Source organism: Nocardia sp. CA-120079 (assembly GCF_050955745.1).
Taxonomy (GTDB): domain Bacteria; phylum Actinomycetota; class Actinomycetes; order Mycobacteriales; family Mycobacteriaceae; genus Nocardia.
The window spans coordinates 8,402,200-8,421,747 of record NZ_CP192088.1 but is presented as its reverse complement, the minus strand read 5'-3'; the positions used below and the strand labels follow the sequence as shown (position 1 = coordinate 8,421,747).

At 66.5% G+C, this 19,548-nt stretch carries 18 protein-coding genes; 9 read left to right on the top strand and 9 right to left on the bottom strand.

Annotation, left to right across the window (positions count from 1 at the left end; translation table 11 throughout):
• Positions 1–16: 16 nt before the first annotated feature.
• Both lat and ACQPYR_RS38305 read left to right on the top strand, forming a co-directional pair.
• Complete coding sequence (gene lat, locus ACQPYR_RS38310) at positions 17–1,366, top strand: L-lysine 6-transaminase (protein ID WP_433624298.1); 1,350 nt, start codon at positions 17–19, stop codon at positions 1,364–1,366.
• A 164-nt stretch (positions 1,367–1,530) separates the two neighbouring features.
• Complete coding sequence (locus ACQPYR_RS38305; RefSeq protein ID WP_433624296.1) at positions 1,531–2,742, top strand: hypothetical protein; 1,212 nt, start codon at positions 1,531–1,533, stop codon at positions 2,740–2,742.
• 13 nt (positions 2,743–2,755) lie between these two features.
• On the opposite strand, the gene ACQPYR_RS38300 is transcribed toward ACQPYR_RS38305, so the two are convergent.
• The gene (locus ACQPYR_RS38300; protein WP_433599553.1) at positions 2,756–3,094 is read right to left on the bottom strand and encodes a hypothetical protein; all 339 of its coding nucleotides are present in this window, start codon (positions 3,092–3,094) and stop codon (positions 2,756–2,758) included.
• A complete protein-coding gene (locus ACQPYR_RS38295) occupies positions 3,094–3,507 on the bottom strand; it encodes a DUF1707 SHOCT-like domain-containing protein (RefSeq protein ID WP_433624294.1) in 414 nt (137 codons plus the stop codon). Before ACQPYR_RS38295 ends, ACQPYR_RS38300 begins: the two co-directional genes overlap by 1 nt.
• A gap of 195 nt (positions 3,508–3,702) precedes the next feature.
• Here ACQPYR_RS38295 and ACQPYR_RS38290 point away from each other — a divergent pair, with 195 nt between their 5' ends.
• Together ACQPYR_RS38290 and ACQPYR_RS38285 are read left to right on the top strand one after the other, a co-directional pair.
• Positions 3,703–5,886, top strand: a complete 2,184-nt coding sequence (locus tag ACQPYR_RS38290; protein WP_433624292.1) for a serine/threonine-protein kinase — start codon at positions 3,703–3,705, stop codon at positions 5,884–5,886.
• A 204-nt stretch (positions 5,887–6,090) separates the two neighbouring features.
• Positions 6,091–8,328: a protein kinase domain-containing protein gene (locus tag ACQPYR_RS38285; RefSeq protein WP_433624290.1), complete on the top strand. Its 2,238-nt coding sequence runs from the start codon at positions 6,091–6,093 to the stop codon at positions 8,326–8,328.
• Here the strand turns inward: ACQPYR_RS38285 and ACQPYR_RS38280 are convergent.
• The 3 genes from ACQPYR_RS38280 to ACQPYR_RS38270 form a co-directional block, all read right to left on the bottom strand.
• On the bottom strand, positions 8,281–9,249 hold the full coding sequence (locus ACQPYR_RS38280) for a patatin-like phospholipase family protein (RefSeq protein ID WP_433624288.1): 969 nt from the start codon (positions 9,247–9,249) through the stop codon (positions 8,281–8,283). The two genes, ACQPYR_RS38285 and ACQPYR_RS38280, sit on opposite strands and share 48 nt — an antisense overlap.
• A 74-nt stretch (positions 9,250–9,323) precedes the next feature.
• The gene (locus ACQPYR_RS38275; RefSeq protein WP_433624286.1) at positions 9,324–11,129 is read right to left on the bottom strand and encodes an acetyl/propionyl/methylcrotonyl-CoA carboxylase subunit alpha; all 1,806 of its coding nucleotides are present in this window, start codon (positions 11,127–11,129) and stop codon (positions 9,324–9,326) included.
• Positions 11,130–11,292: 163 nt separating this feature from the next.
• Positions 11,293–12,207 carry a sulfurtransferase gene (locus tag ACQPYR_RS38270; RefSeq protein ID WP_433624284.1) on the bottom strand — a complete coding sequence of 305 codons (915 nt, stop codon included), beginning with the start codon at positions 12,205–12,207 and terminating at the stop codon, positions 11,293–11,295.
• A gap of 167 nt (positions 12,208–12,374) precedes the next feature.
• Here ACQPYR_RS38270 and ACQPYR_RS38265 point away from each other — a divergent pair, with 167 nt between their 5' ends.
• Complete coding sequence (locus ACQPYR_RS38265; protein WP_433624282.1) at positions 12,375–13,160, top strand: helix-turn-helix transcriptional regulator; 786 nt, start codon at positions 12,375–12,377, stop codon at positions 13,158–13,160.
• Here ACQPYR_RS38265 and ACQPYR_RS38260 read toward each other — a convergent pair.
• The 3 genes from ACQPYR_RS38260 to ACQPYR_RS38250 form a co-directional block, all read right to left on the bottom strand.
• Positions 13,086–13,721: a Maf family protein gene (locus ACQPYR_RS38260; protein ID WP_433624280.1), complete on the bottom strand. Its 636-nt coding sequence runs from the start codon at positions 13,719–13,721 to the stop codon at positions 13,086–13,088. The two genes, ACQPYR_RS38265 and ACQPYR_RS38260, sit on opposite strands and share 75 nt — an antisense overlap.
• Positions 13,722–13,725: 4 nt before the next feature.
• The gene (locus tag ACQPYR_RS38255; RefSeq protein ID WP_433624278.1) at positions 13,726–14,055 is read right to left on the bottom strand and encodes an acyl-CoA carboxylase subunit epsilon; all 330 of its coding nucleotides are present in this window, start codon (positions 14,053–14,055) and stop codon (positions 13,726–13,728) included.
• Positions 14,056–14,191: 136 nt separating this feature from the next.
• On the bottom strand, positions 14,192–15,832 hold the full coding sequence (locus tag ACQPYR_RS38250) for an acyl-CoA carboxylase subunit beta (RefSeq protein WP_433624276.1): 1,641 nt from the start codon (positions 15,830–15,832) through the stop codon (positions 14,192–14,194).
• 266 nt (positions 15,833–16,098) lie between these two features.
• On the opposite strand from ACQPYR_RS38250, the gene ACQPYR_RS38245 reads away from it, so the two are divergent.
• The gene (locus ACQPYR_RS38245; RefSeq protein WP_433624274.1) at positions 16,099–16,278 is read left to right on the top strand and encodes a hypothetical protein; all 180 of its coding nucleotides are present in this window, start codon (positions 16,099–16,101) and stop codon (positions 16,276–16,278) included.
• A 9-nt stretch (positions 16,279–16,287) separates the two neighbouring features.
• Positions 16,288–17,088, top strand: coding sequence for a biotin--[acetyl-CoA-carboxylase] ligase (locus tag ACQPYR_RS38240; protein ID WP_433624272.1), 801 nt, complete (start codon positions 16,288–16,290; stop codon positions 17,086–17,088).
• Between the two features lie 49 nt (positions 17,089–17,137).
• Here ACQPYR_RS38240 and ACQPYR_RS38235 read toward each other — a convergent pair whose 3' ends face one another.
• Positions 17,138–18,091, bottom strand: a complete 954-nt coding sequence (locus tag ACQPYR_RS38235) for an acyl-ACP desaturase (RefSeq protein WP_433624270.1) — start codon at positions 18,089–18,091, stop codon at positions 17,138–17,140.
• A gap of 264 nt (positions 18,092–18,355) precedes the next feature.
• Between ACQPYR_RS38235 and ACQPYR_RS38230 the strand changes: the two genes are divergently transcribed.
• The gene (locus ACQPYR_RS38230; RefSeq protein WP_433624268.1) at positions 18,356–18,868 is read left to right on the top strand and encodes a PH domain-containing protein; all 513 of its coding nucleotides are present in this window, start codon (positions 18,356–18,358) and stop codon (positions 18,866–18,868) included.
• The gene (locus ACQPYR_RS38225; RefSeq protein WP_040686995.1) at positions 18,865–19,542 is read left to right on the top strand and encodes a response regulator transcription factor; all 678 of its coding nucleotides are present in this window, start codon (positions 18,865–18,867) and stop codon (positions 19,540–19,542) included. Before ACQPYR_RS38230 ends, ACQPYR_RS38225 begins: the two co-directional genes overlap by 4 nt.
• Positions 19,543–19,548 lie beyond the last annotated feature (6 nt).

Genomic DNA, 19,548 nt, shown 5'->3' with positions numbered 1-19,548 from the left:
TTCGTACCCTACTGATGTGACCATCGAACTGGAGCGCACCCGCGCGGGGAGTGGCACTGCACCGGTCCCCCCCGCCTCCCGGGTACACGAGATCCTGTCGGCACACATCCTCGCTGACGGATTCGACCTGGTGCTGGATCTACGGAAATCCCGTGGCTGCCTGATCGTCGACGAACGAGACGGCAGCTCCTACCTCGACATGTTCGGCTTCTTCGCCTCGAATGCCCTCGGCATGAACCATCCCGCCCTGGCCGAGGACGAAGAGTTCCGCGCGGAACTGAGCGTCGCGGCGCTCAACAAGCCGAGCAACTCCGATATCTACACCGTCGAGATGGCCCGCTTCGTCGAAGCTTTCGTGCGGGTGCTGGGCGATACCCGGCTACCGCACCTGTTCTTCATCGACGGCGGCGGACCGGCGGTGGAGAACGCGCTCAAGGTCGCGTTCGACTGGAAGAGCAGGCATAACGAATCCAACGGGCGCGCACCGGAACTCGGCACCAAGGTGCTGCATCTGACCGGAGCGTTCCACGGCCGCACCGGTTACACCATGTCGCTGACCAACACCGACCCGGTGAAGACGGCCCGCTTCCCCAAGTTCGATTGGCCGCGCATCGATGCGCCGTTCCTGGCCAACGGTGTCGATATCGCCGCCGCAGAAGCACACGCACTCGACCAGGCGCGCCGCGCCTTCGCCGAAAACCCGCACGACATAGCGTGTTTCATCGCCGAGCCGATCCAGGGCGAGGGCGGCGACCGGCATATGCGCCCGGAGTTCCTGCAGGCCGTGCAGCGGCTCTGCCACGAGAACGACGCGCTGTTCATCCTCGACGAGGTGCAGACCGGCGTCGGCATGACCGGAACCACTTGGGCCTACCAACAACTCGAGCTAGCGCCCGATATCGTCGCGTTCGGCAAGAAGACCCAGGTCTGCGGCATCATGGCGGGCGGACGCGTGGACGAGGTGCCCGACAACGTCTTCGTGGTCAGCTCTCGGATCAATTCCACCTGGGGCGGCAACCTCACCGATATGGTGCGGACTCGGCGCATCCTCGAGGTGTTCGAGCGCGATGAGCTGATCGAGCGGTCACGGCCGCTCGGCGCGCATCTGCTGCGGCGTCTGGAACAGCTTGCGGCCGACCATCCTCGGGTTACCGAACCGCGCGGACGCGGCTTGATGTGTGCCATCACGCTGGCCTCGGCCGAACTGCGGGACGAGGTGCTGACCGCGCTGCGGGAACGCGAGCATGTGCTGATTCTCGGTACCGGCGAACGCGGCATCCGGTTCCGGCCGCCGCTCACCGTTACCGAATCGGAGCTGGATGCCGTGGTAGATGCGCTCGATCGGGTGCTCAACGACGCCGTGTAGTTATCCGACCGCAAACGGAAATTTGACTGTCCGAGTACGTATTTCCGGATGATTCGGGCAAACCGTCGCGCCCTGGCGGCGATTGCTGTGGAATCCGGGCGGCAGCGCCTAGGCTTCGCACCCATGTCATCTCGTCTTCACCACCTCCTGGCACGGTGCAGCGCGTGAACCGACAGCGCAATCACCGAACCTGCGCACCACTGCTCGCCTCGCTGACCGTCCTCGTGACGGTCGCGGGGTGCGCCCCGAGCGAGGCCGGATCGGTGGGTATGCCGACTCCGCCGCCCACCACGGTCGCCGCCCCGACGAGCGCGGCACCGCCGCATCTGGAGAATCTGCTACCCGGCATGCCGCCGCCGCTGTCGCCGACCGACGTCTATGCCGCGAACCGGGAGTTGAGTCCGGCGGTGGCCGATCATCGGCCCCTGGTCTACGTGCCGAACAGCGAATCGCATTCGGTTTCGGTGATCGACCCGGCAACCTTTCAGGTGGTCGACAATTTCCCGGCCGGTGGTCGCGAACCCCAGCATGTGGTGCCGTCCTATGACATGCAGACGCTGTATGTCACCAATGATCTGCCGATCGGCGCAGGCACCTTGCTGCCGATCGATCCGCGCACCGGCAAACCCGGCGAGCCCTTCCCGGTGCGCGACCCCTACAACATGTACTACACGCCGGATGGCCGATACGCGCTGGTCGTCGCCGAGGCGGATAAGTCGCTGGACTTCTACGATCCGCACACCTGGCAGAAGCTGCACGCCCTCGCGGTGCCCGACTGCGCGGGCGTTGACCATATGGACTTCACAGCCGACGGTCGATTCGCCCTGGTCAGTTGTGAATTCATCGGCCGCATGCTGGTTTTCGATGTGGCCGAGCGCGAGGTGGTCAAGATGATCGACCTGCCGGGCGGTCGTGGTGGCATGCCGCAGGACGTCAAACTGTCCCCGGACGGGCGCACCTTCTTCATCGCCGATATGGTCGCGGACGGCATCTATACCATTGACGTATCATCTTGGGAGAACACAGGTTTCGTGCCGACCGGCAAAGGCACCCACGGCCTGTATGTCACGCGCGACTCCAAACAGATGCTCATCACCAACCGGCGCGAGGGCAGCATCTCCGTCTGGGATTTCGCCGCAAATGCCCTGGTGCACAAGTGGTTCATACCGGGCGGTGGCAGTCCTGACATGGGCAACCTCTCCGCGGACGGCCGCGTTTTCTGGGTATCGGGTCGAAACCACGGTGAGGTGTACGCCATCGATATCGAGAACTGGAACCTGCTGGCGCGCATCCCCGTTGGGCGTGGGGCGCACGGACTCATTATCTGGCCGCAACCGGGCCGTTACTCCACCGGACACACCGGTGTGATGCGCTGAATCGGCCGCCGGCTCAAGGGAGTCGGAGGCCGAGACCGCCTGCTACGAAGCGGCGGACCGCGGTGGTACCGGTTTCGAGGGCGGGCTCGTAACCGGGGCGGGCCCAGCCGGTGAGTTCGGCGGTGTTGCCTGCACCGGGTGTGACGACGATTTCGGCGACCAGTTCGGCAGTGGTGGGTTCGCAGACGGCCCAGGAGAAATGGGATTCGTCATCCCACTGCTCGGTGCGGCGGGAGACGTAGTCGGGATCGGTGATACCGCCGTCGGCGAGGGCGGGGCGGTCATCGATACGGTCGTCGGCGCGCAGGGCACGCAGGTACCAGGTACCCGCATTGATTTCGACGGGCTCCATCAGTCCTCCAGCTCCCTACGGCGGCGACGGTCGCGCGGGCGGCGGCGTTGGTGCTCGTGCCGGCCGCCGAACAGCAGTGCGCCCGCGAGCGGGATGGCGAGGAACCAGAGCCAGCTGCCGGTGACGAAGAAGAGGATGACGGCGAGGATCGGGATCACCGCCATCACCCGCTCCGGCCACTCGGCGATGAACCCGGAGTCGCGTTTGGCGGGCGCCGCGGCAACGGGTGCGGGTTCGGGCAGGTCGACGAAGACTTTATCCAGGTCGCCGCGGGTCAGCGCGGCCGCGACCACAGCGCTGCGCTCGTCGAATTCCGCAACGCTGAGCCGCCCGGCGGCGAAATGATCGGACAGGCGCTGCATCGCTTGCTCACGCTCCGCGGTGCCGATGCGAATCTCGGGCAGGTCACTCATAACAGCAAGGCTAGCGGCTTTCGCTGAACGCTCCCGCGCTCCCGCATCGACGCCGTGCTCGTCGAATTTCGCGACGCCGAGCGGGCCGGTTGCGTCATGATCGCCTCTGCCGCCGGAACCAATTCGCGGATTCGGTAATGCCGGTGTGGATTTCGGGTAGCTAAAAGACGAATGGAAGGTAGTAGGAGGTTCGACATGGGCAAGACGTGGTTCGGCCACTACCGCCTCGATCGGTTGCTCGGCACCGGTGGGACCGGGCAGGTCTGGCTCGCCCGGGACACCGTCGCCGACCGCGCCGTCGCACTCAAGGTGCTGGCCTGCTCGCACGCCGCGGATCCGACCTGTCGACTGCGGTTCACCAGGGAGGCCCGTCTGGCAGCCCAGGCCCCGGGACCGCACCGGGTTCCGATCCACACCTTTGGCGAACACGACGGCCGCCTCTATATCGATATGGAGTTCATCGAGGGCACCGATGTCAGCGCATTGCTGCGGGACGGCGGGCCGCTGGATCCGGCGCGTGCCGTCGCGATCATCGCGCAGACCGCGATGGCGCTCGATGCCATGCACCGGGTCGGCCTGGTGCACCGCGACGTCAAACCCTCCAACATCATGGTGGGCCCGACCGGGTTCGTCCATCTGATCGACTTCGGCATCGCGCATCGCATTGATCAGCCCGCGATCACGGCCCACGGCAATGTGGTCGGCACCCTGGCATATATGGCACCGGAACGCTTCGACGGTGTCACCGAGGCGCCCGCGGACCAATACTCACTGGCCTGCGTTCTGTACGAATGCGTCACCGGCCAAAGACCTTTCGGCAATGTCGACTCCCCACAGCAACTGCGCGCCCACCTGCTGACCGCCCCACCCAGCGCCACCACCCTGAACCCCGCCATACCCGCAACCCTGGACGCTGTCATCACCCGCGCCATGGCCAAGGACCCGAGCCAACGCTATTCCAGCGCAGGCGAATTCGCCTGCGCGGCGTATGCCGCGGTGACCGGCCGCGAGGCCTCGACCGTCGAGATCGCGGCGGAAACTGTGCCGACAAACTATGGCCTACCCGAGCCGTCGCGTGCGGCCGAGTCGCTCGGCGTCGGTGCCGGGCCACGCGTCGCCGAGTCTGCCGATGAGCTGATGCGAGGCGGCGGAGTCGAGCGGATGCAGGTCGCTGAGTCTGCGGCTGCCTCGATGGGGGCCTTGGGGTCCGCAGGTGGGCAGATGCGAGATGTCGGGTCTGCGCGTGCGACGACGCAAGGCCCGTTCGAGGGCACGGAGATGCAGGGGGCTCGGCCTGCGCCAGAGCCGATGCGGGCCAGAGAGCGCGAAGGAGCGGGGATCGACGATGCCGGGCATGCGCGCGAATCGATGCGGGACGGACCGTCCGAAGGCGGGCGGATGTGGGAGACCCAGCCTGTGGTGGAGCCGATGTGGCCCGGTGGGGTCGTAGGCGCCGGGTCTGCGCGGGAGTCGGCGTTGGGCGGTGAGGCCGTGGGTGCGGGGCTGCGCGGCGCCGGGTGTGTTCCTGAATCGGCGCTGGTCAGCGGGGCTGTGGGCGGGCCGATGTTGGGCGGCCGGTCTGGAGGCGCGAGGGTGCGGCAGGCTCGATCTGTGCCAGAGCCGATATCGGCCGGTGGGGTCGAAGCTGCCGGTCTGGGCGATGCCGGGCGCGTCCCTGAGCCGACGAGGGTCGTCGGGGCTGTGGGCGGGCCGATGCGGGTCGGTGAGGCCGCGGGGCAGGGAATACGTGATGTCGGCGGTATGCGTGATTCGAAGTGGGGCGGCAGGTCTGGGGGGCAGCCGGAGCGGGGCGATGCGGCCGCAGTCGAGCGGACGCGGGATGTTCGGACCTCGAGTGAGTCGACGTGGGTTGGCGGGGGTGTGGCGGAGTCGGGGCGAGATGTCGAGTTGGCGTGGGCAGTCGGGCCGGGGCATGCGGCTGTTGCCATTGCTGCGTTGGTTGCTGTGATCGGGTTGGGGCTGTGGTTGGGGCGTCCGGGGGGCGAAACAAGTTCCGCGGCACCGTCGTCCGGCAGGACTACCCCAACTGTTCCCGCATCGTTGGTGCCGCCCCATTCGGCGCAGGCGACGACGCCGAATGTGGTGATTGCGGGTGTGGGGCAACTGTGCAATCCGGATATCGACGGCATTGCTACCGCTGCCGACGGAACACCGCTCGCATGTCGAACTGTGGCTGGTGGCAACGCGAATTGGGTTCCCGCGCAGCCCTTCGGCGAGATACCCGAACAGCAGTCCGAACCCACGATCGTTGGCAATGGAAATCCGCATGTGGACAACTCGGCCAATGGCGACTCTGGCAACGACAAGCCGAACAAGGGCAAGCCCGGCCATGGCGGCCGCGCCAAGCCGGGCAAGTAAAGCGTTGCCGAATGGCACACCTCAGCGTTTGTGGCGATCGTGTGGCGCTGATTGAGTAGGACTACGTAGGGGAGCTCACACTGGTCGAGGATGGGTGGCGGGGTTAGGGTCGGGAGAGGTTCGGGCGATGCGGTTTCGATCGGGTTGCCGTCCCACTCCGCAATGGCGCGGCCACCTGCCTCGTCCCAGCGATGGAGGTCAGTGATGGGGGAACAGTTCGGAAAATACCGGCTCGACCGTTTGCTCGGGCGGGGCGGTATGGGGGCGGTATGGCTGGCGCATGACAGCGAAACCGGGCGCACGGTCGCGCTGAAGGTGTTGGCGGAGCAGGTGGCCGCCGATGCGGACTATCGAAAGCGGTTCCAGCGGGAGGCGCGGCTCGGATCAAGTCTGCGACATCCGCATATCGTGCCGATCCACGGTTTCGGCGAACTCGACGGCCGGTTGTACATCGATATGGAGTACATCGATGGCATCGACCTGGCCGAAATGCTGACCAGGGTCGGCACTTTGACACCTACGGCGGCCGTCGACTTCGTGACGCAGGCGGCCTCGGGCCTGGATGCGGCGCATCGAGCCGGGCTGATCCACCGCGACGTCAAACCGTCGAACATCCTGGTCGGCACCGGTGGGCATGCATATCTGATCGACTTCGGCATTGCGCAGAGCCTGGGCCAGACGGCCGTCACCGCCACCGGCATGGCCATCGGTAGCTGGGCCTATATGGCGCCGGAACGTTTCAACGGCACCGTCGATGCCCGCTCCGACGTCTACTCCCTGGCCTGCGTCCTCTACGAATGCCTGACCGGTCGCCGCCCCTACGGAGACACCGACCCGGCCCGTCAGATGCACGGCCACCTGATGACCGACCCGCCCCGCGTATCAACCGTGAACCCCGCGGTGCCAACGGAATTGGACGCGGTGATCGCCCGCGGCATGGCCAAGGACCAGACCCACCGCTATCCCACCGCCCGCGAATTCGCCGCCGCCGCATACACAGCCGCCGCCTTCGCGCGCCTCCCACACCCCACACCGCATCCATCGACACTCGACGTGGCCACCCCCTCGGCCCAGCACTCGACACCCGATGCGCCCTCTGCATCCGCTCGGCCACCAGCCGTGCTCTCCGCGCAGCCTCCGCTCCCAGATGCACCGCGGCCGCAAGCGTCGCAATCGGCTTCAGCCCAGCCTGCGCACTCGGATGCGCCGCAGCCGGCACCCCAGCCTCCGCTCCCAGATGCACCGCGGCCGCAAGCGTCGCAATCGGCTTCAGCCCAGCCTGCGCACTCGGATGCGCCGCAGCCGGCACCCCAGCCTCCGTTCTCAGGCGCACCACAGCCGCACGCGCCGTTACCGCAGACCCGACGTCCGGCAGCAGACATGCAGCCGACGCCGACGCGGGTGGAGACGCACCCGCCTACGCGAGCGCAGACGCAGGCGCCGCTATCACGAACGGCAACACCGCCTCCGCCACTTCCGGATGCGCCCTCGTCGTTACCTGAGACGCGAGGGCTTGTGGCGGATGAGCGCCCGACACCGACGCGCGCGCAGACACCCGCGCCGACACGGGTAGAGACGCACTCGCCGAAGCCACTCGATCCCACCAAGATCCTGCCCGAGCCCGGCCCAACGCCGACACTCGTGGCAACCCGATTGGCACCGCCACCGGTGAGACCCGCCGCACCGCAGCATTCCCCATGGTCACCGAATCGCCCTGCGGTCCAACCGACGCCGGTCGTCCGCGCAGCGAAACGCGCTGCACCACAACCGAAGCGGGCTCCGCTTGCCCCTCGCTGGTCGGTCTCGCAGCGCCGCCCATGGATCGCGCCACCACCACGCAAGTATCAGCGTCGGCGCCGTAAGTCCTTCCTGTCCAGGCTGGTCGGCGCACTCGTGGTGATCTTCCTGACCCCGTTCATGCTGGCTGCGGGATGTGCCGCGCTGATCGCCTTCGGCAATACCGGCAGCGGCGGCGGCACGCGCACGGCCGATCCATCTGCCGCGGTGCGTGACGGCGATACCGCGCAATCAGCCGAGCCGCCCGCGCCGGTAGCTGCCGGCTTGAACAGCCCGGTTCGCGACGGCAAGTTCGAATTCGTGGTCACCTCGGTGGATTCCGGTGTCCCGCGGATCGGATTGCAGAATGCGAGCGGCTCGTATTCCGTGGTCACCGTCGAGGTCCGCAATATTTCCGACGAGGCGAAGTGGTTCCTGCCGGTCGGGCAACGTCTCGTGGACACCCATGGTCGCCAAGTCGACCACAACGCGATCGCGACCATGTGGCAGACCACCCAGCGCCGCTACGGCTATTCGTTCGAACTCCAGCCCGGCCAATCGGCCACCACCCAGCTGGTCTTCGACATCGCGCAGGACGCCACTCCGAGTCGGCTCGAACTACACGACTTCATGCTTTCCAACGGCGCCACCGTCGAACTGAACTAGCGCGGCCAGGGACGCATGCACGGCTTGCCGCCCGATCGTCAATGCCTGGTAGAGCAGCGCGGTGTCGCGCGCGGCGCTGTCCACATCCGGGGAGCCGAGGGGCGGGTGGATCTGCAGAGCCGCATCCCCGAGACTCGCCAGGAAGTTGTCCTCGACGGCCTGCTGATGGGGCCGCTGCAGCCAGGCGCGGTAAGCCCCCGGCGCCCTGACGCGCAGATAGCTGCCCCCGACGACCTGGTGCAGCCGAGGCGCGGGTGGGCGTTTTTCATCGGTGCGTCGGGTGCGCAGCACCAAGGCGTGCGTCGCGCCGTCGCGCACCGCGGTGCGGATCGGCACCGTTTCGGACAGCCCACCGTCCAGATATTCGGCACCTCCGAGCGGCACCGGCGGACCCGCGAGAATCGGCAGACCCGCCGAGGCCCGCAACGCGGTCATCAGCGTCGGCTTGTCGACGATGTGCCGACGCAGATCGACCGCGTGCCCGGTGCGGATATCGGTGCCGATCGGATGAAAGGTGGTGCTATTGGCCAGAATCGCCGGAAAATCCATCGGCTCGATGCCGTCGTAGACCTGGTTCACCAGGTAGTCCAGATCGAAGGCGGGCCGCCCGCGCAGCAGCCGGGCCGGATCGACCGCGCGCCGCATGATCACCGGATCGGTCCAGGCCCGCATGCCCGACTTTGCCCGCCCGCACAAGAACCAGGCCGCGTTGATCGCGCCTGCCGATGTGCCGTATACGGCATCGAAAACCGCGGCGAGCCCGAGTTCCTCGAGCGCCTGCACCATCCCACTGGAGTAGACGCCGCGGCTGCCGCCACCCTCGACGACCAAGGCGAGGCGGTATCCGTCGGCGCGGCTTGCTGATTCACGTCGGCCGCGGATGACCTCCGCGACGGTGGGCACGACGACAGAGCTGGTCACCGATCCACGATACGACAGAGCGGGCGCGGACGTAGGTGTCCAGCGCCCGCTCCGGGACGGTCTTCGCCAGCTGTTTACTTGATTTCTGCCAGCACGGTGCCCTGGGTGATGGCCGCGCCCGCCTCCACGGACAGTCCGGTGACCACACCGGCCTTGTGCGCGTTGACCGGGTTCTCCATCTTCATGGCCTCGAGCACCACGATCAGATCGCCCGCCTCGACCGACTGGCCCTCTTCGACCGCGACCTTGACCACGGTGCCCTGCATCGGCGCGGTGACCGCGTCACCGGAGGCCGCACCGCCGCCTGCGCCGCCACGCTTGCGCGGCTTGGGCTTCTTTCGGACCACTCCGGCGCCATTGCTGCCCGCACCCGCGGCGCCGGCGCCTGCGGTGAAGTTGCCCGGCAGCGACACCTCGACCCGACGTCCGCCGACCTCGACGACGACCTTCTGCCGCGGCAGATCCTCGTCCTCGTCAGCGACGGCACCAGCCGGGGTGTACGGCTCGACGGTGTTGACCCACTCGGTCTCGATCCACTTGGTGTAGACGTCGAACTTCTCGCCGTCACCGATGAACGCCGGGTCCTCGACGATCGCGCGGTGGAACGGGATGACCGTCGCCAGCCCCTCGACGTGGAATTCGGCCAGCGCGCGCCGGGCCCGCTGCAGCGCCTGCTCGCGGTTCTCGCCGGTGACGATCAGCTTGGCCAGCATCGAGTCGAACTGACCGCCGATCACACTGCCCTGCACCACACCGGAATCGACGCGCACACCCGGACCGCTGGGCTCTTCGTACACCGACACCGGCCCGGGTGCGGGCAGGAAGCCGCGGCCGGCGTCCTCACCGTTGATCCGGAATTCGAAGGCGTGCCCGCGCGGCGTCGGATCCTCTTTGATCGCCAGCTCGTGGCCCTCGGCGATGCGGAACTGCTGACGCACCAGGTCGATTCCCGCGGTCTCCTCGGTGACCGGGTGCTCGACCTGCAGGCGGGTGTTCACCTCGAGGAACGACACGGTGTCGCCCTGCACCAGGTACTCCACGGTGCCCGCGCCGTAGTAACCGGCCTCCTTGCAGATGGCCTTGGCCGAAGCATGGATACGCGCGCGCTGGTCATCGGTCAGGAACGGCGCGGGTGCCTCCTCGACCAGTTTCTGGAACCGGCGCTGCAGCGAGCAGTCGCGGGTACCGGCGACCACGACATTGCCGTGCTTGTCGGCGATGACCTGTGCCTCGACGTGGCGGGCCTTGTCCAGGTACTGCTCGACGAAGCATTCACCGCGACCGAACGCCGCGGTGGCCTCGCGGACAGCGGAGTCGAACAGCTCCGGAATCTCTTCGATGGTGTGCGCGACCTTCATACCGCGACCGCCGCCACCGAAGGCGGCCTTGATCGCGACGGGCACGCCGTACTCCTTGGCGAACTCCACTACCTCGGCCGCGTTCTTGACCGGATCCTTGGTGCCTGCCGCCATCGGCGCCTTCGCGCGCTCGGCGATGTGGCGCGCGGTGACCTTGTCACCGAGGTCGCGGATGGACTGCGGGGAGGGGCCGATCCAGATCAGCCCGGCGTCGATGACGGCCTGAGCGAAGTCGGCGTTCTCGGAAAGGAATCCGTAGCCGGGGTGGATGGCGTCGGCGCCGGACTTGGCCGCGGCGTCGAGGATCTTGTCGAAGACGAGGTACGACTCGGCCGAGGTCTGCCCGCCGAGGGCGAACGCCTCGTCGGCGAGTTTCACGAAGGGGGCATCGGCATCCGGCTCCGCGTACACCGCGACACTGCCGATACCGGCATCCTTGGCTGCCCGGATCACGCGAACGGCGATCTCGCCTCGGTTAGCTACGAGTACCTTCGATATCCGCGCGCTGGCATGGCTGGGCACTGAGCCTCCTGTTAGCAATCTTCTTGGTCGCCCCGTGGTCGACATACTTCCGTCTCGGGCGAGTGTAGGCAGTCTGCCAACAACCGCCGCACTCGGATAGCCCTACTCCACAGTAGGTCACACATCACAATGCGCCTTCGGTTGTGATGCGCCCAGATCACGGCTATCGGGCGCGCGCCTTGCGGGTACCGGCCGTCGGTGCGTCACCCGGTTCACACCCCTTGGCAATCGGCATGCGAACCGAGTTGCCCCATTCGGTCCAGGACCCGTCGTAGTTGCGCACGCTTTCGAACCCGAGCAGATAGGTCAGCACGAACCAGGTGTGGCTGGACCGCTCGCCGACCCGGCTGTAGACGACCAGATCGTCCGCGATCGCCAGCGCGCCATAGATATCGTCCAATTCGGCCCGGGAGCGGAAGCGCCCGTCGCCGTGGAATGCCTCGGTCCACGGAATGTTGGTCGCGGTCGGAATATGTCCGCCGCGCAGCGCCGCGCCCTCGGGATCGGCAGGCGGCTGGATCAGCTCGCCGGAGTACTCCTCGGGGGAGCGCACGTCGATCAGCGGCTTGCCGAGGTGGGCCAGCACATCCTCGCGGAACGCCCGCACCGTACTGTCATCGCGCCGAACCGTCGGATATTCGCTGCGCGGCAGGTAGGGCGGGTCGAAGGTGGTGTCGCGCACCTCGGAGATCCACGCGTCCCGTCCGCCGTCGAGCAGTCGCACATCCGGATGCCCGAACAGGGTGAAGACCCAGAACGTATGCGCGGCCTGCGCGTTGCCGCGATCGCCGTAGATCACCACGGTATCGTCGCGCTCGATTCCCTTGGCGCGCATCAACTCGGTGAACCGAGCACCGTCGATATAGTCACGCGTAACCGGATCGTTGAGGTCGCCCCGCCAATCGACCTTGGTGGCGCCTGGAACGTGTCCGATGTCATAGAGCAGGATGTCTTCGTTGGACTCGATGATCTTCAGTCCCGGCGTGCCGATGTTTGCCGACAGCCACTCTGTGGTTACTAGTCGGTGAGGATGTGCGTACGAACCGAAGGCTGGATGAGAGTCCGGGGCAACGGGCACGATATGGGTCCTTCACGCGAGGTAGACGGGTGGTTACAGCGGTTCGGGTCTCACGCCGATGTTAGATGTGAGGCGTTAGTGAAACTCGTTTCAGATCACAAATCGGCTGAATGGGCGAATAAATCGCACCCTCATCCGATAAAGTCTCCCGGGAGGAGGGGTGAGCTATGTCCGATTCTTGGCCGAGGCGTCGACTGCTCGCGATCCTACGTGGCGCCAGCGAACCTCTCGACGCCCAAGAACTGGCCAGAATCACCGGACAGCACGTCACCACTGTTCGGTTCCATCTGGACGTGCTTACCAGGGAATCGCTGGTGCGGCAGTTCCAACAACCACCGCGCGGCCGTGGGCGCCCGCGCATCGGCTACAGCGCGGTTCAGCGATCGGTTGGTTATCAGGAACTGGCCCAGGTCCTGGCCGATCAGCTCGGCCCCGATCCGCGGCGTCGCTCCGAGGCGGCCATTGCCGCCGGACGTGCCTGGGGTGCCAAACTCGACGCGGGTGACCATGCGGTCGAATCGCTTGAGGACGCCAAGGACGTCACCATGACGCTGATGTCCGAACTGGGTTTCGCGCCGGAGCGTGACGCGGCCGCCGAAACCGATGAGCAGGTCCTGATCCGGCTCACCGCCTGCCCGCTGCGCGAACTCGCGCGCACCCATTCCGAGGTGGTGTGCGGCGTGCACCTGGGCTTGATCAAAGAGGTGCTCGACCGCAACGGCGTGCGCGGTGAGGTGAATGTCCGGCTGCAACCGTTCGTCGAGCCGGAGCTCTGCGTGGTTCGACTGGAACTCATGGCACGGCGGGAGCCGGAACGCGACGTGACACCGGTGCCGGTCGGCGCGGAGGCCGGGACGGAGGCGCGGATCGCGCCGCCGTCAGCTGGGCGAGTGGCGCCACAACTGCGCAATGCCGACCCCAATGTCGCCAAGCAGTCGGCGCAGCAGTGGTAGTCCGATTCCGATAACGCTCGACGGATCGCCATCGATGCGATCGACGAACCAACCGCCCATGCCATCGAGGGTGAAAGCACCGGCCACCTGCAACGGCTCGCCGGTCGCGATGTAGGCGTCCAGCTCCTCGGGTTCGGGCTTGGCGAAATGCACTGTGGTGGAACTGCAGTCGACGGATTCGGCGACGATTTCGCCGTCGCGCATGCGCAGGACGCAGTGGCCGGTAATGAGATCCGCACTGCGCCCGGCCATTTCGGCCCAGCGGGCCCGCGCGACCTCGGGCGTATGCGGCTTGCCCTGTAGTTCGCCGTCGACGAGGAGCATCGAATCACAGCCGACCACAACGCAATCCGCGGCGAAATCCGGAATCGTGGCGGCCACCGACCGTGCCTTGGCCCGCGCGAGTTCTACCACGACGACCTCAGGCGCCGTGCCGGGCGGCAGTGCCGCGGCGACGGCGTCCTCATCGACATCGGAGATCCGGACGACGGGTTCGATGCCCGCCGAGCGCAATACCGCGCGGCGGGCGGGCGATGCGGAGGCGAGAACGAGTCTCGTCATCCGATCAGTCGCGCAGGTGTGACAGTTGCGGGAAAGAGTACGGAGAGAACGGCGAGGTGCCGCGGTGCATCAGGGTCGGGCGACCCCAGGAGTCGGACGGACCGACCGGTCCGCTACTCGCGCCGCCGTTCGCGGCCGCCGACAGCACACACACCAGCGCCGCGACTTCCTCGTCGGACGGCGCACCCTTGATGACTCGGATGAACGGCTGCTCGGCCACCGCCGGGGCCGGTGCTGCCGCCGGTGCGGCCGCCTCGACCGCATCCGCGATCGGGTCGACTGTGAGATCCAGTTCGACGGCGGTCAACACATCTTCATCTGCCACGGTCGTCACAGTGCCAGATCCTCTCTCTATTTCGATCGAGCCCATGCTCGACTCGAAGACATATGGATCAAGCGATCATCATCCTCGAATCGACTCATTGTGTCTCTGTAACCAGTGTGCGCGGCCCATCGAGGTTATCGCTTGATCACAGCGGAATGTTGCCGTGCTTCTTCGGCGGCAGGGTGACCATCTTGCGCTCGAGCAAACGCAGTGCCGAGACGATCTGGCCGCGGGTGTGCGAGGGCGGGATGACCGCGTCGACGTACCCGCGCTCGGCGGCGACGTAGGGGTTCACGAGGGTGTCCTCGTACTCGTTCTGCAGCTCCAGGCGCAGCGCATCGACATCGTTTCCGCTCTTCGCGGCCTCTTGCAGCTGTTTGCGGTAGACGAAGCCGACGGCACCCGAGGCGCCCATCACCGCGATCTGAGCACTCGGCCACGCGAGGTTCACATCAGCGCCCATGTGCTTGGAACCCATGACGTCGTAGGCGCCACCGTAAGCCTTACGGGTGATGATCGTGATTTTGCCCACAGTGGCCTCACCGTAGGCGTAGAGCAGCTTCGCGCCGCGCCGGATGATGCCGTTGTATTCCTGGCCGGTGCCCGGCAGGAAGCCGGGAACATCGACCAGGGTGATGATCGGGATATTGAAGGCGTCGCAGGTGCGCACGAAGCGCGCGGCCTTCTCCGAGGCGTCGATATCGAGGCAGCCCGCGAACTGGGTCGGCTGGTTGGCGACGATGCCGACGCTGCGGCCATCGACCCGGCCGAAGCCGACGATGATGTTCATCGCGCGCTCGGCCTGCACCTCGAGGAATTCGTCGTCGTCGAGCAGCCGGCGGATGACCTCGTGCATGTCATAGGGCTGGTTCGGCGAATCCGGGATGATCGTGTCCAGCTCGAGGTCCTCGTCGGTGAGCGAATCCTCGATGGCGCCGGTGATCGGGTCGGTGGCCGGGAAGCGCGGGGCCTCGGCGCGGTTGTTGCTCGGCAGATAGCTCAGCAGATCCTTGACGTAGTCCAGCGCGTCCTGCTCACCGGAGGCGACGTAGTGCGCGACACCGGATTTCGTCATGTGGGTGTGCGCGCCGCCGAGGTCCTCCATGGTGACGTCCTCACCGGTGACCGTCTTGATGACATCCGGTCCGGTGACGAACATCTGGCTGGTGCCGTCGACCATCACGACGAAGTCGGTCAGCGCGGGCGAATAGACGTGCCCACCGGCGGCCGGGCCCATGATCAGCGAGATCTGCGGGATCACACCCGAGGCCTGGATATTGCGGTGGAAGATCTCGCCGTAGAGGCCCAGCGAGACGACGCCCTCCTGGATGCGCGCGCCCGCGCCCTCGTTGATGCCGATGAGCGGGCGGCCGGTCTTGAGCGCCAGATCCATCACCTTGACGATCTTCTCGCCGTAGACCTCGCCGAGGCTGCCGCCGAAGACGGTGACGTCCTGGCTGAAGATGCAGACGTCGCGGCCGTCGATGGTGCCGTAGCCGGTCACCACGCCGTCGCCGAGCGGCCGGTTGTGCTCCAGGCCGAAGTTCACGCTGCGGTGGCGAGCCAGCGCGTCCAGTTCCACGAAGGAGCCCTCGTCCAGCAGTGCGATGATGCGCTCGCGGGCGGTCATCTTGCCCTTGGCGTGCACCTTGTCGACCGCGGCTTCACCCATGGGGTGCTTGGCCTCTTCGAGCCGATTCCGCAGATCAGCCAGCTTCCCAGCGGTGGTGTGGATATCGGGGGTGCCCGCCGATTCCGATGCGGGCTGGTGCTGGACACTCGTCATGGCTCCGGAGTGTAACCAGTGCCAGTGCCTCTCGGTAACCGAGTGTCGCTTACCGGTCAGTAGAAAACCGCAGCTAGATCATGTTCCAACATGCGAATGGCGGCAAACTTCCTGGTCGATTGCCGACCCGAACGCGGTGCTAGAGGCCGGAAAATCAGTGGAGCGGCGCGACGCTGCCCGGATACCCTGAGAACGTTCGCATTTCAGCTCGAGATAAGGGGGCAGTGCGGTGCATGGAGGACGCACACCTAGCTGAGGAGCAAATCATGTGGGGATGGAGCAGCAGAGTCGCCGAGCACGCCGCGGCGACCTCGTGGACCAGCTGGCAGACCGTGGAGACCGAGCCGACCATAGTGGATCGGCAGGAGTGGGCCGAGGTCGAAGCCGAATCCGATGACGGTGTGTCCGTGGCGGTGCCGATTCGCGAGTACGACCTCGTCGGATAGCCTGCCGGTGTGCACAGGCCACCGTTGGATGCAGAGCAGTTGCGGCGCAGTCTCATCGAGTCACCCGAGCTGTCGTTCTTCTCCCACATCGCCGTGGTGGAGTCGACCGGGTCCACCAATGCGGACCTGATCGCTCGGGCCGGGGAGCTCGACGCCGATCGCGCGGTACTGCTCGCCGAAACCCAAGAGCAGGGCCGGGGTCGGCACGCTCGGAGCTGGGTCAGCCCGCCGCGCGCGCAGATAGCGATGTCGGTGTTGGTGCGGCTGCCCGGCATCGAGCCTGCCGCGCTCGGCTGGCTGCCGCTGCTCACCGGTGTCGCCGTGGTGGACGCACTGCGCGCGACCGCCGGTGTGGACGCGAAGCTGAAGTGGCCCAACGATGTGCTGATCGATGGCCGCAAAGTCGCGGGCATCCTGGCCGAAGTCGCCTCCGGTGGTGGGGCGCCCGCCGTTGTCGTCGGGATCGGCCTGAATGTCGGTCTCACCGAGGCGGAACTGCCGGTGCCGCATGCCACTTCGCTGACGCTGGCGGGCGCGAAGGTCACCGACCGCACCGAGCTCGTGCGTTCGCTGCTGACCGAATTCGCCCGCCGCTTCACCGCGTGGCGGGACGCCGGTTGGGCCACCACCGACCTGATCGGCGTCTACCGCGACCGCTGCGCCACCCTCGGCGCACCCGTGCGTGCCGAACTGCCAGGCGGCCAGACCCTCGAGGGCATTGCCACCGATGTCGACAGCGCGGGTCGCCTGCGCATCGGCGAGCACGTCGTTTCCGCCGCCGATGTAACCCACCTGCGCGCCGACTACTGACCTGGAATCCCTTGCGGGGCACTCGACAAGGGATTCCGGCGTCAGGGGATCAGACCGGTTGCATGATGCCGCGCGCCGCCTCGCGGGCGAGCAGGCGGTCGCGCTGTTCCTCGAACTTGAGTACGTCCTTCTCCAGCTTCTCCAGGAACTCGCCGAGTTCCTGGCGCGCTTTTTCGCCGCGCGGTCCGAAGTCGGTGCGGTCGAAGACATTCCACTTCTTCAGCACCGGCTGCACCACTTCTTCGAGATGCTGGCGCAGATCGTAGATGCCGTGCTTGGCCATCAGCGCGCCGTTGCGGCGGAAGTCGGGCATGCCGTAGCCGGGCATGACGAAGTTGGTGAGGATCTTGGTGATCGCCGCCATGGCCTGGTCGGGCGCCAGATCCAGGCCCGCGGCGCAGAGGTTGCGGTAGAAGATCATGTGCAGGTTCTCGTCGGCGGCGACGCGCTGCAGCATGCGATCGGCGATGGGGTCGTCGCAGACCCGGCCGGTATTGCGGTGGCTGACCCGGGTGGCTAGTTCCTGGAAGGTCACATATGCGACATTCACCAGGAATCCGCTCCAGGCGTCGGGCGAATGCACGCCGCGGGTCATGTGGATCATGCGGGCCTGCTCGAGCGCGACCGGGTCGACGCCGCGGGTGACGACCAGGTAATCGCGCATGACGATGCCGTGCCGGTTCTCCTCGGCGGTCCAGCGCCCGACCCAGGTGCCCCACGCGCCGTGGGAGGAGAAGTTCTCCGAGATCTCGCGGTGGTAGGAGGGCAGATTGTCCTCGGTGAGCAGGTTGGTGATCATCGCGGCCTTGGCGACCTCGTTCAGCTTGGACTGTTCCGGCTCCCAGTCCTGGCCGCCCATCGCGGCGAAGTTGCGCCCTTCGTCCCAGGGGACGTAGTCGTGCGGGTGCCAGTCCTTGGCCATCGACAGGTGGCGGTTCAGATTCTCTTCGGCCACCGGTTCGAGTTCGGTCAGGATTTCCAGCTGGGTCAGATCCTTGGTCACACACGCCTCCACGATCGTTTTCGACGTCTTGTCAAGCCGGACTTGTCTTTTCACAGGCAGAGCGTTGAGCAGAACAAAACGAGAACTACGGCGGAGCCGGGTCGAGCGGCTGCCGTCGGATCGAGGCTATGGAGCGATCCTGTGCGGAATCTCGAGGTTCCTCGAGAGCCTCTCGAGGTGGTGACGGCGCAAGATGCCGATTGTGCAGCACGGCGCGCGTCGCTGTCCACGCTTTCCGGCGTGTTCTCGCGGTAGGGTTCCGGCATGGGTTATCCGGAGGAGGTGCTCGCCCCGGACGAGCAGTTGATACTCCATCGTCATCCGCATTGGAAAATGCTGTTCTGGCCGATCGTGACGCTCATCATCGCGACCGCGCTGGCCGGATTCGCCGGGGGACTGATCTGGCGCAGGACCGAAGGCACGACCCGCTCGGTATTGCTGATCGTGGTGCTGGTCGTCTGGCTCGGCATCATCGTATGGCGTTGTGTCGCAAGGATTATCAGCTGGCAGTCGACGCACTTCATCGTGACCGACCGCCGCGTGCTCATCCGGCAGGGCGTGCTCACCCACACCGGCATCGATATCCCGATGAGCCGGATTTCGAGTGTGCAGTTCCGGCACGGGGTGTTCGACCGGATGCTCGGCACCGGCACCCTGATCATCGGATCGTCCTCGGAGGAACCACTCGAATACGACGACATCCCGCAGGTGCAGAAGGTGCACGCACTGCTGTACCGGCAGGTGTTCGAGGGATCCCGGGATAATCTGGGCCAATGACCGCCGTACTGCTGGCCGAAGACGATGAGGCCATCGCCGCACCGCTGTCGCGTGCGCTCGGGCGCGAGGGCTATTCGGTCACCGTGGAACGCTTCGGGCCCGCGGTACTCGAACGCGCACTGGAGGGCGATCATGACCTGCTCATCCTCGATCTGGGCCTGCCGGGTATGGACGGGCTCGAGGTGTGCCGCCAGGTGCGCGCCCGGGGTGCCGATCTGGCGGTGCTGATGCTCACCGCGCGCACCGATGAGGTGGACTTCGTCGTCGGGTTGGACGCGGGCGCGGATGACTATGTCGGCAAACCGTTCCGGTTGGCCGAATTGCTCGCCCGGGTGCGAGCTTTGTTGCGGCGCAGCGGAATCGGTGACGAGGCGGTCGAGGTCGGCGGTATCCGGCTGGAGCCTGCGGCGCGCCGGGTGCTGGTGAACGGCGTCGAAGTCGGCTTGGCCAACAAGGAATACGAGCTGCTCAAGGTCTTGATCGATCGGGCGGGCCAGGTGGTGCCGCGCGAGACGATCCTGCGCGAGGTGTGGGGCGACGCCGAGCTGCGCGGTTCGAAAACCTTGGATATGCACATGTCCTGGCTGCGTCGCAAGATCGGTGACGAGGGCCCGATGGCCGAGCGACGCATCGTCACCGTGCGCGGTGTCGGGTTCCGGTTGAACACCGATTGATGGTGC

What these genes read in the sequence shown, in the direction of transcription:
- ACQPYR_RS38285 (WP_433624290.1), top strand. Translation starts at nt 6,091, where the DNA reads ATGGGGGAACAGTTCGGAAAATACCGGCTCGACCGTTTGCTCGGGCGG.
- ACQPYR_RS38295 (WP_433624294.1), bottom strand. Translation starts at nt 3,507, where the DNA reads ATGAGTGACCTGCCCGAGATTCGCATCGGCACCGCGGAGCGTGAGCAA.
- ACQPYR_RS38250 (WP_433624276.1), bottom strand. Translation starts at nt 15,832, where the DNA reads ATGACGAGTGTCCAGCACCAGCCCGCATCGGAATCGGCGGGCACCCCC.
- ACQPYR_RS38290 (WP_433624292.1), top strand. Translation starts at nt 3,703, where the DNA reads ATGGGCAAGACGTGGTTCGGCCACTACCGCCTCGATCGGTTGCTCGGC.
- ACQPYR_RS38245 (WP_433624274.1), top strand. Translation starts at nt 16,099, where the DNA reads ATGTGGGGATGGAGCAGCAGAGTCGCCGAGCACGCCGCGGCGACCTCG.
- ACQPYR_RS38230 (WP_433624268.1), top strand. Translation starts at nt 18,356, where the DNA reads ATGGGTTATCCGGAGGAGGTGCTCGCCCCGGACGAGCAGTTGATACTC.
- ACQPYR_RS38265 (WP_433624282.1), top strand. Translation starts at nt 12,375, where the DNA reads ATGTCCGATTCTTGGCCGAGGCGTCGACTGCTCGCGATCCTACGTGGC.
- ACQPYR_RS38225 (WP_040686995.1), top strand. Translation starts at nt 18,865, where the DNA reads ATGACCGCCGTACTGCTGGCCGAAGACGATGAGGCCATCGCCGCACCG.
- ACQPYR_RS38300 (WP_433599553.1), bottom strand. Translation starts at nt 3,094, where the DNA reads ATGGAGCCCGTCGAAATCAATGCGGGTACCTGGTACCTGCGTGCCCTG.
- ACQPYR_RS38260 (WP_433624280.1), bottom strand. Translation starts at nt 13,721, where the DNA reads ATGACGAGACTCGTTCTCGCCTCCGCATCGCCCGCCCGCCGCGCGGTA.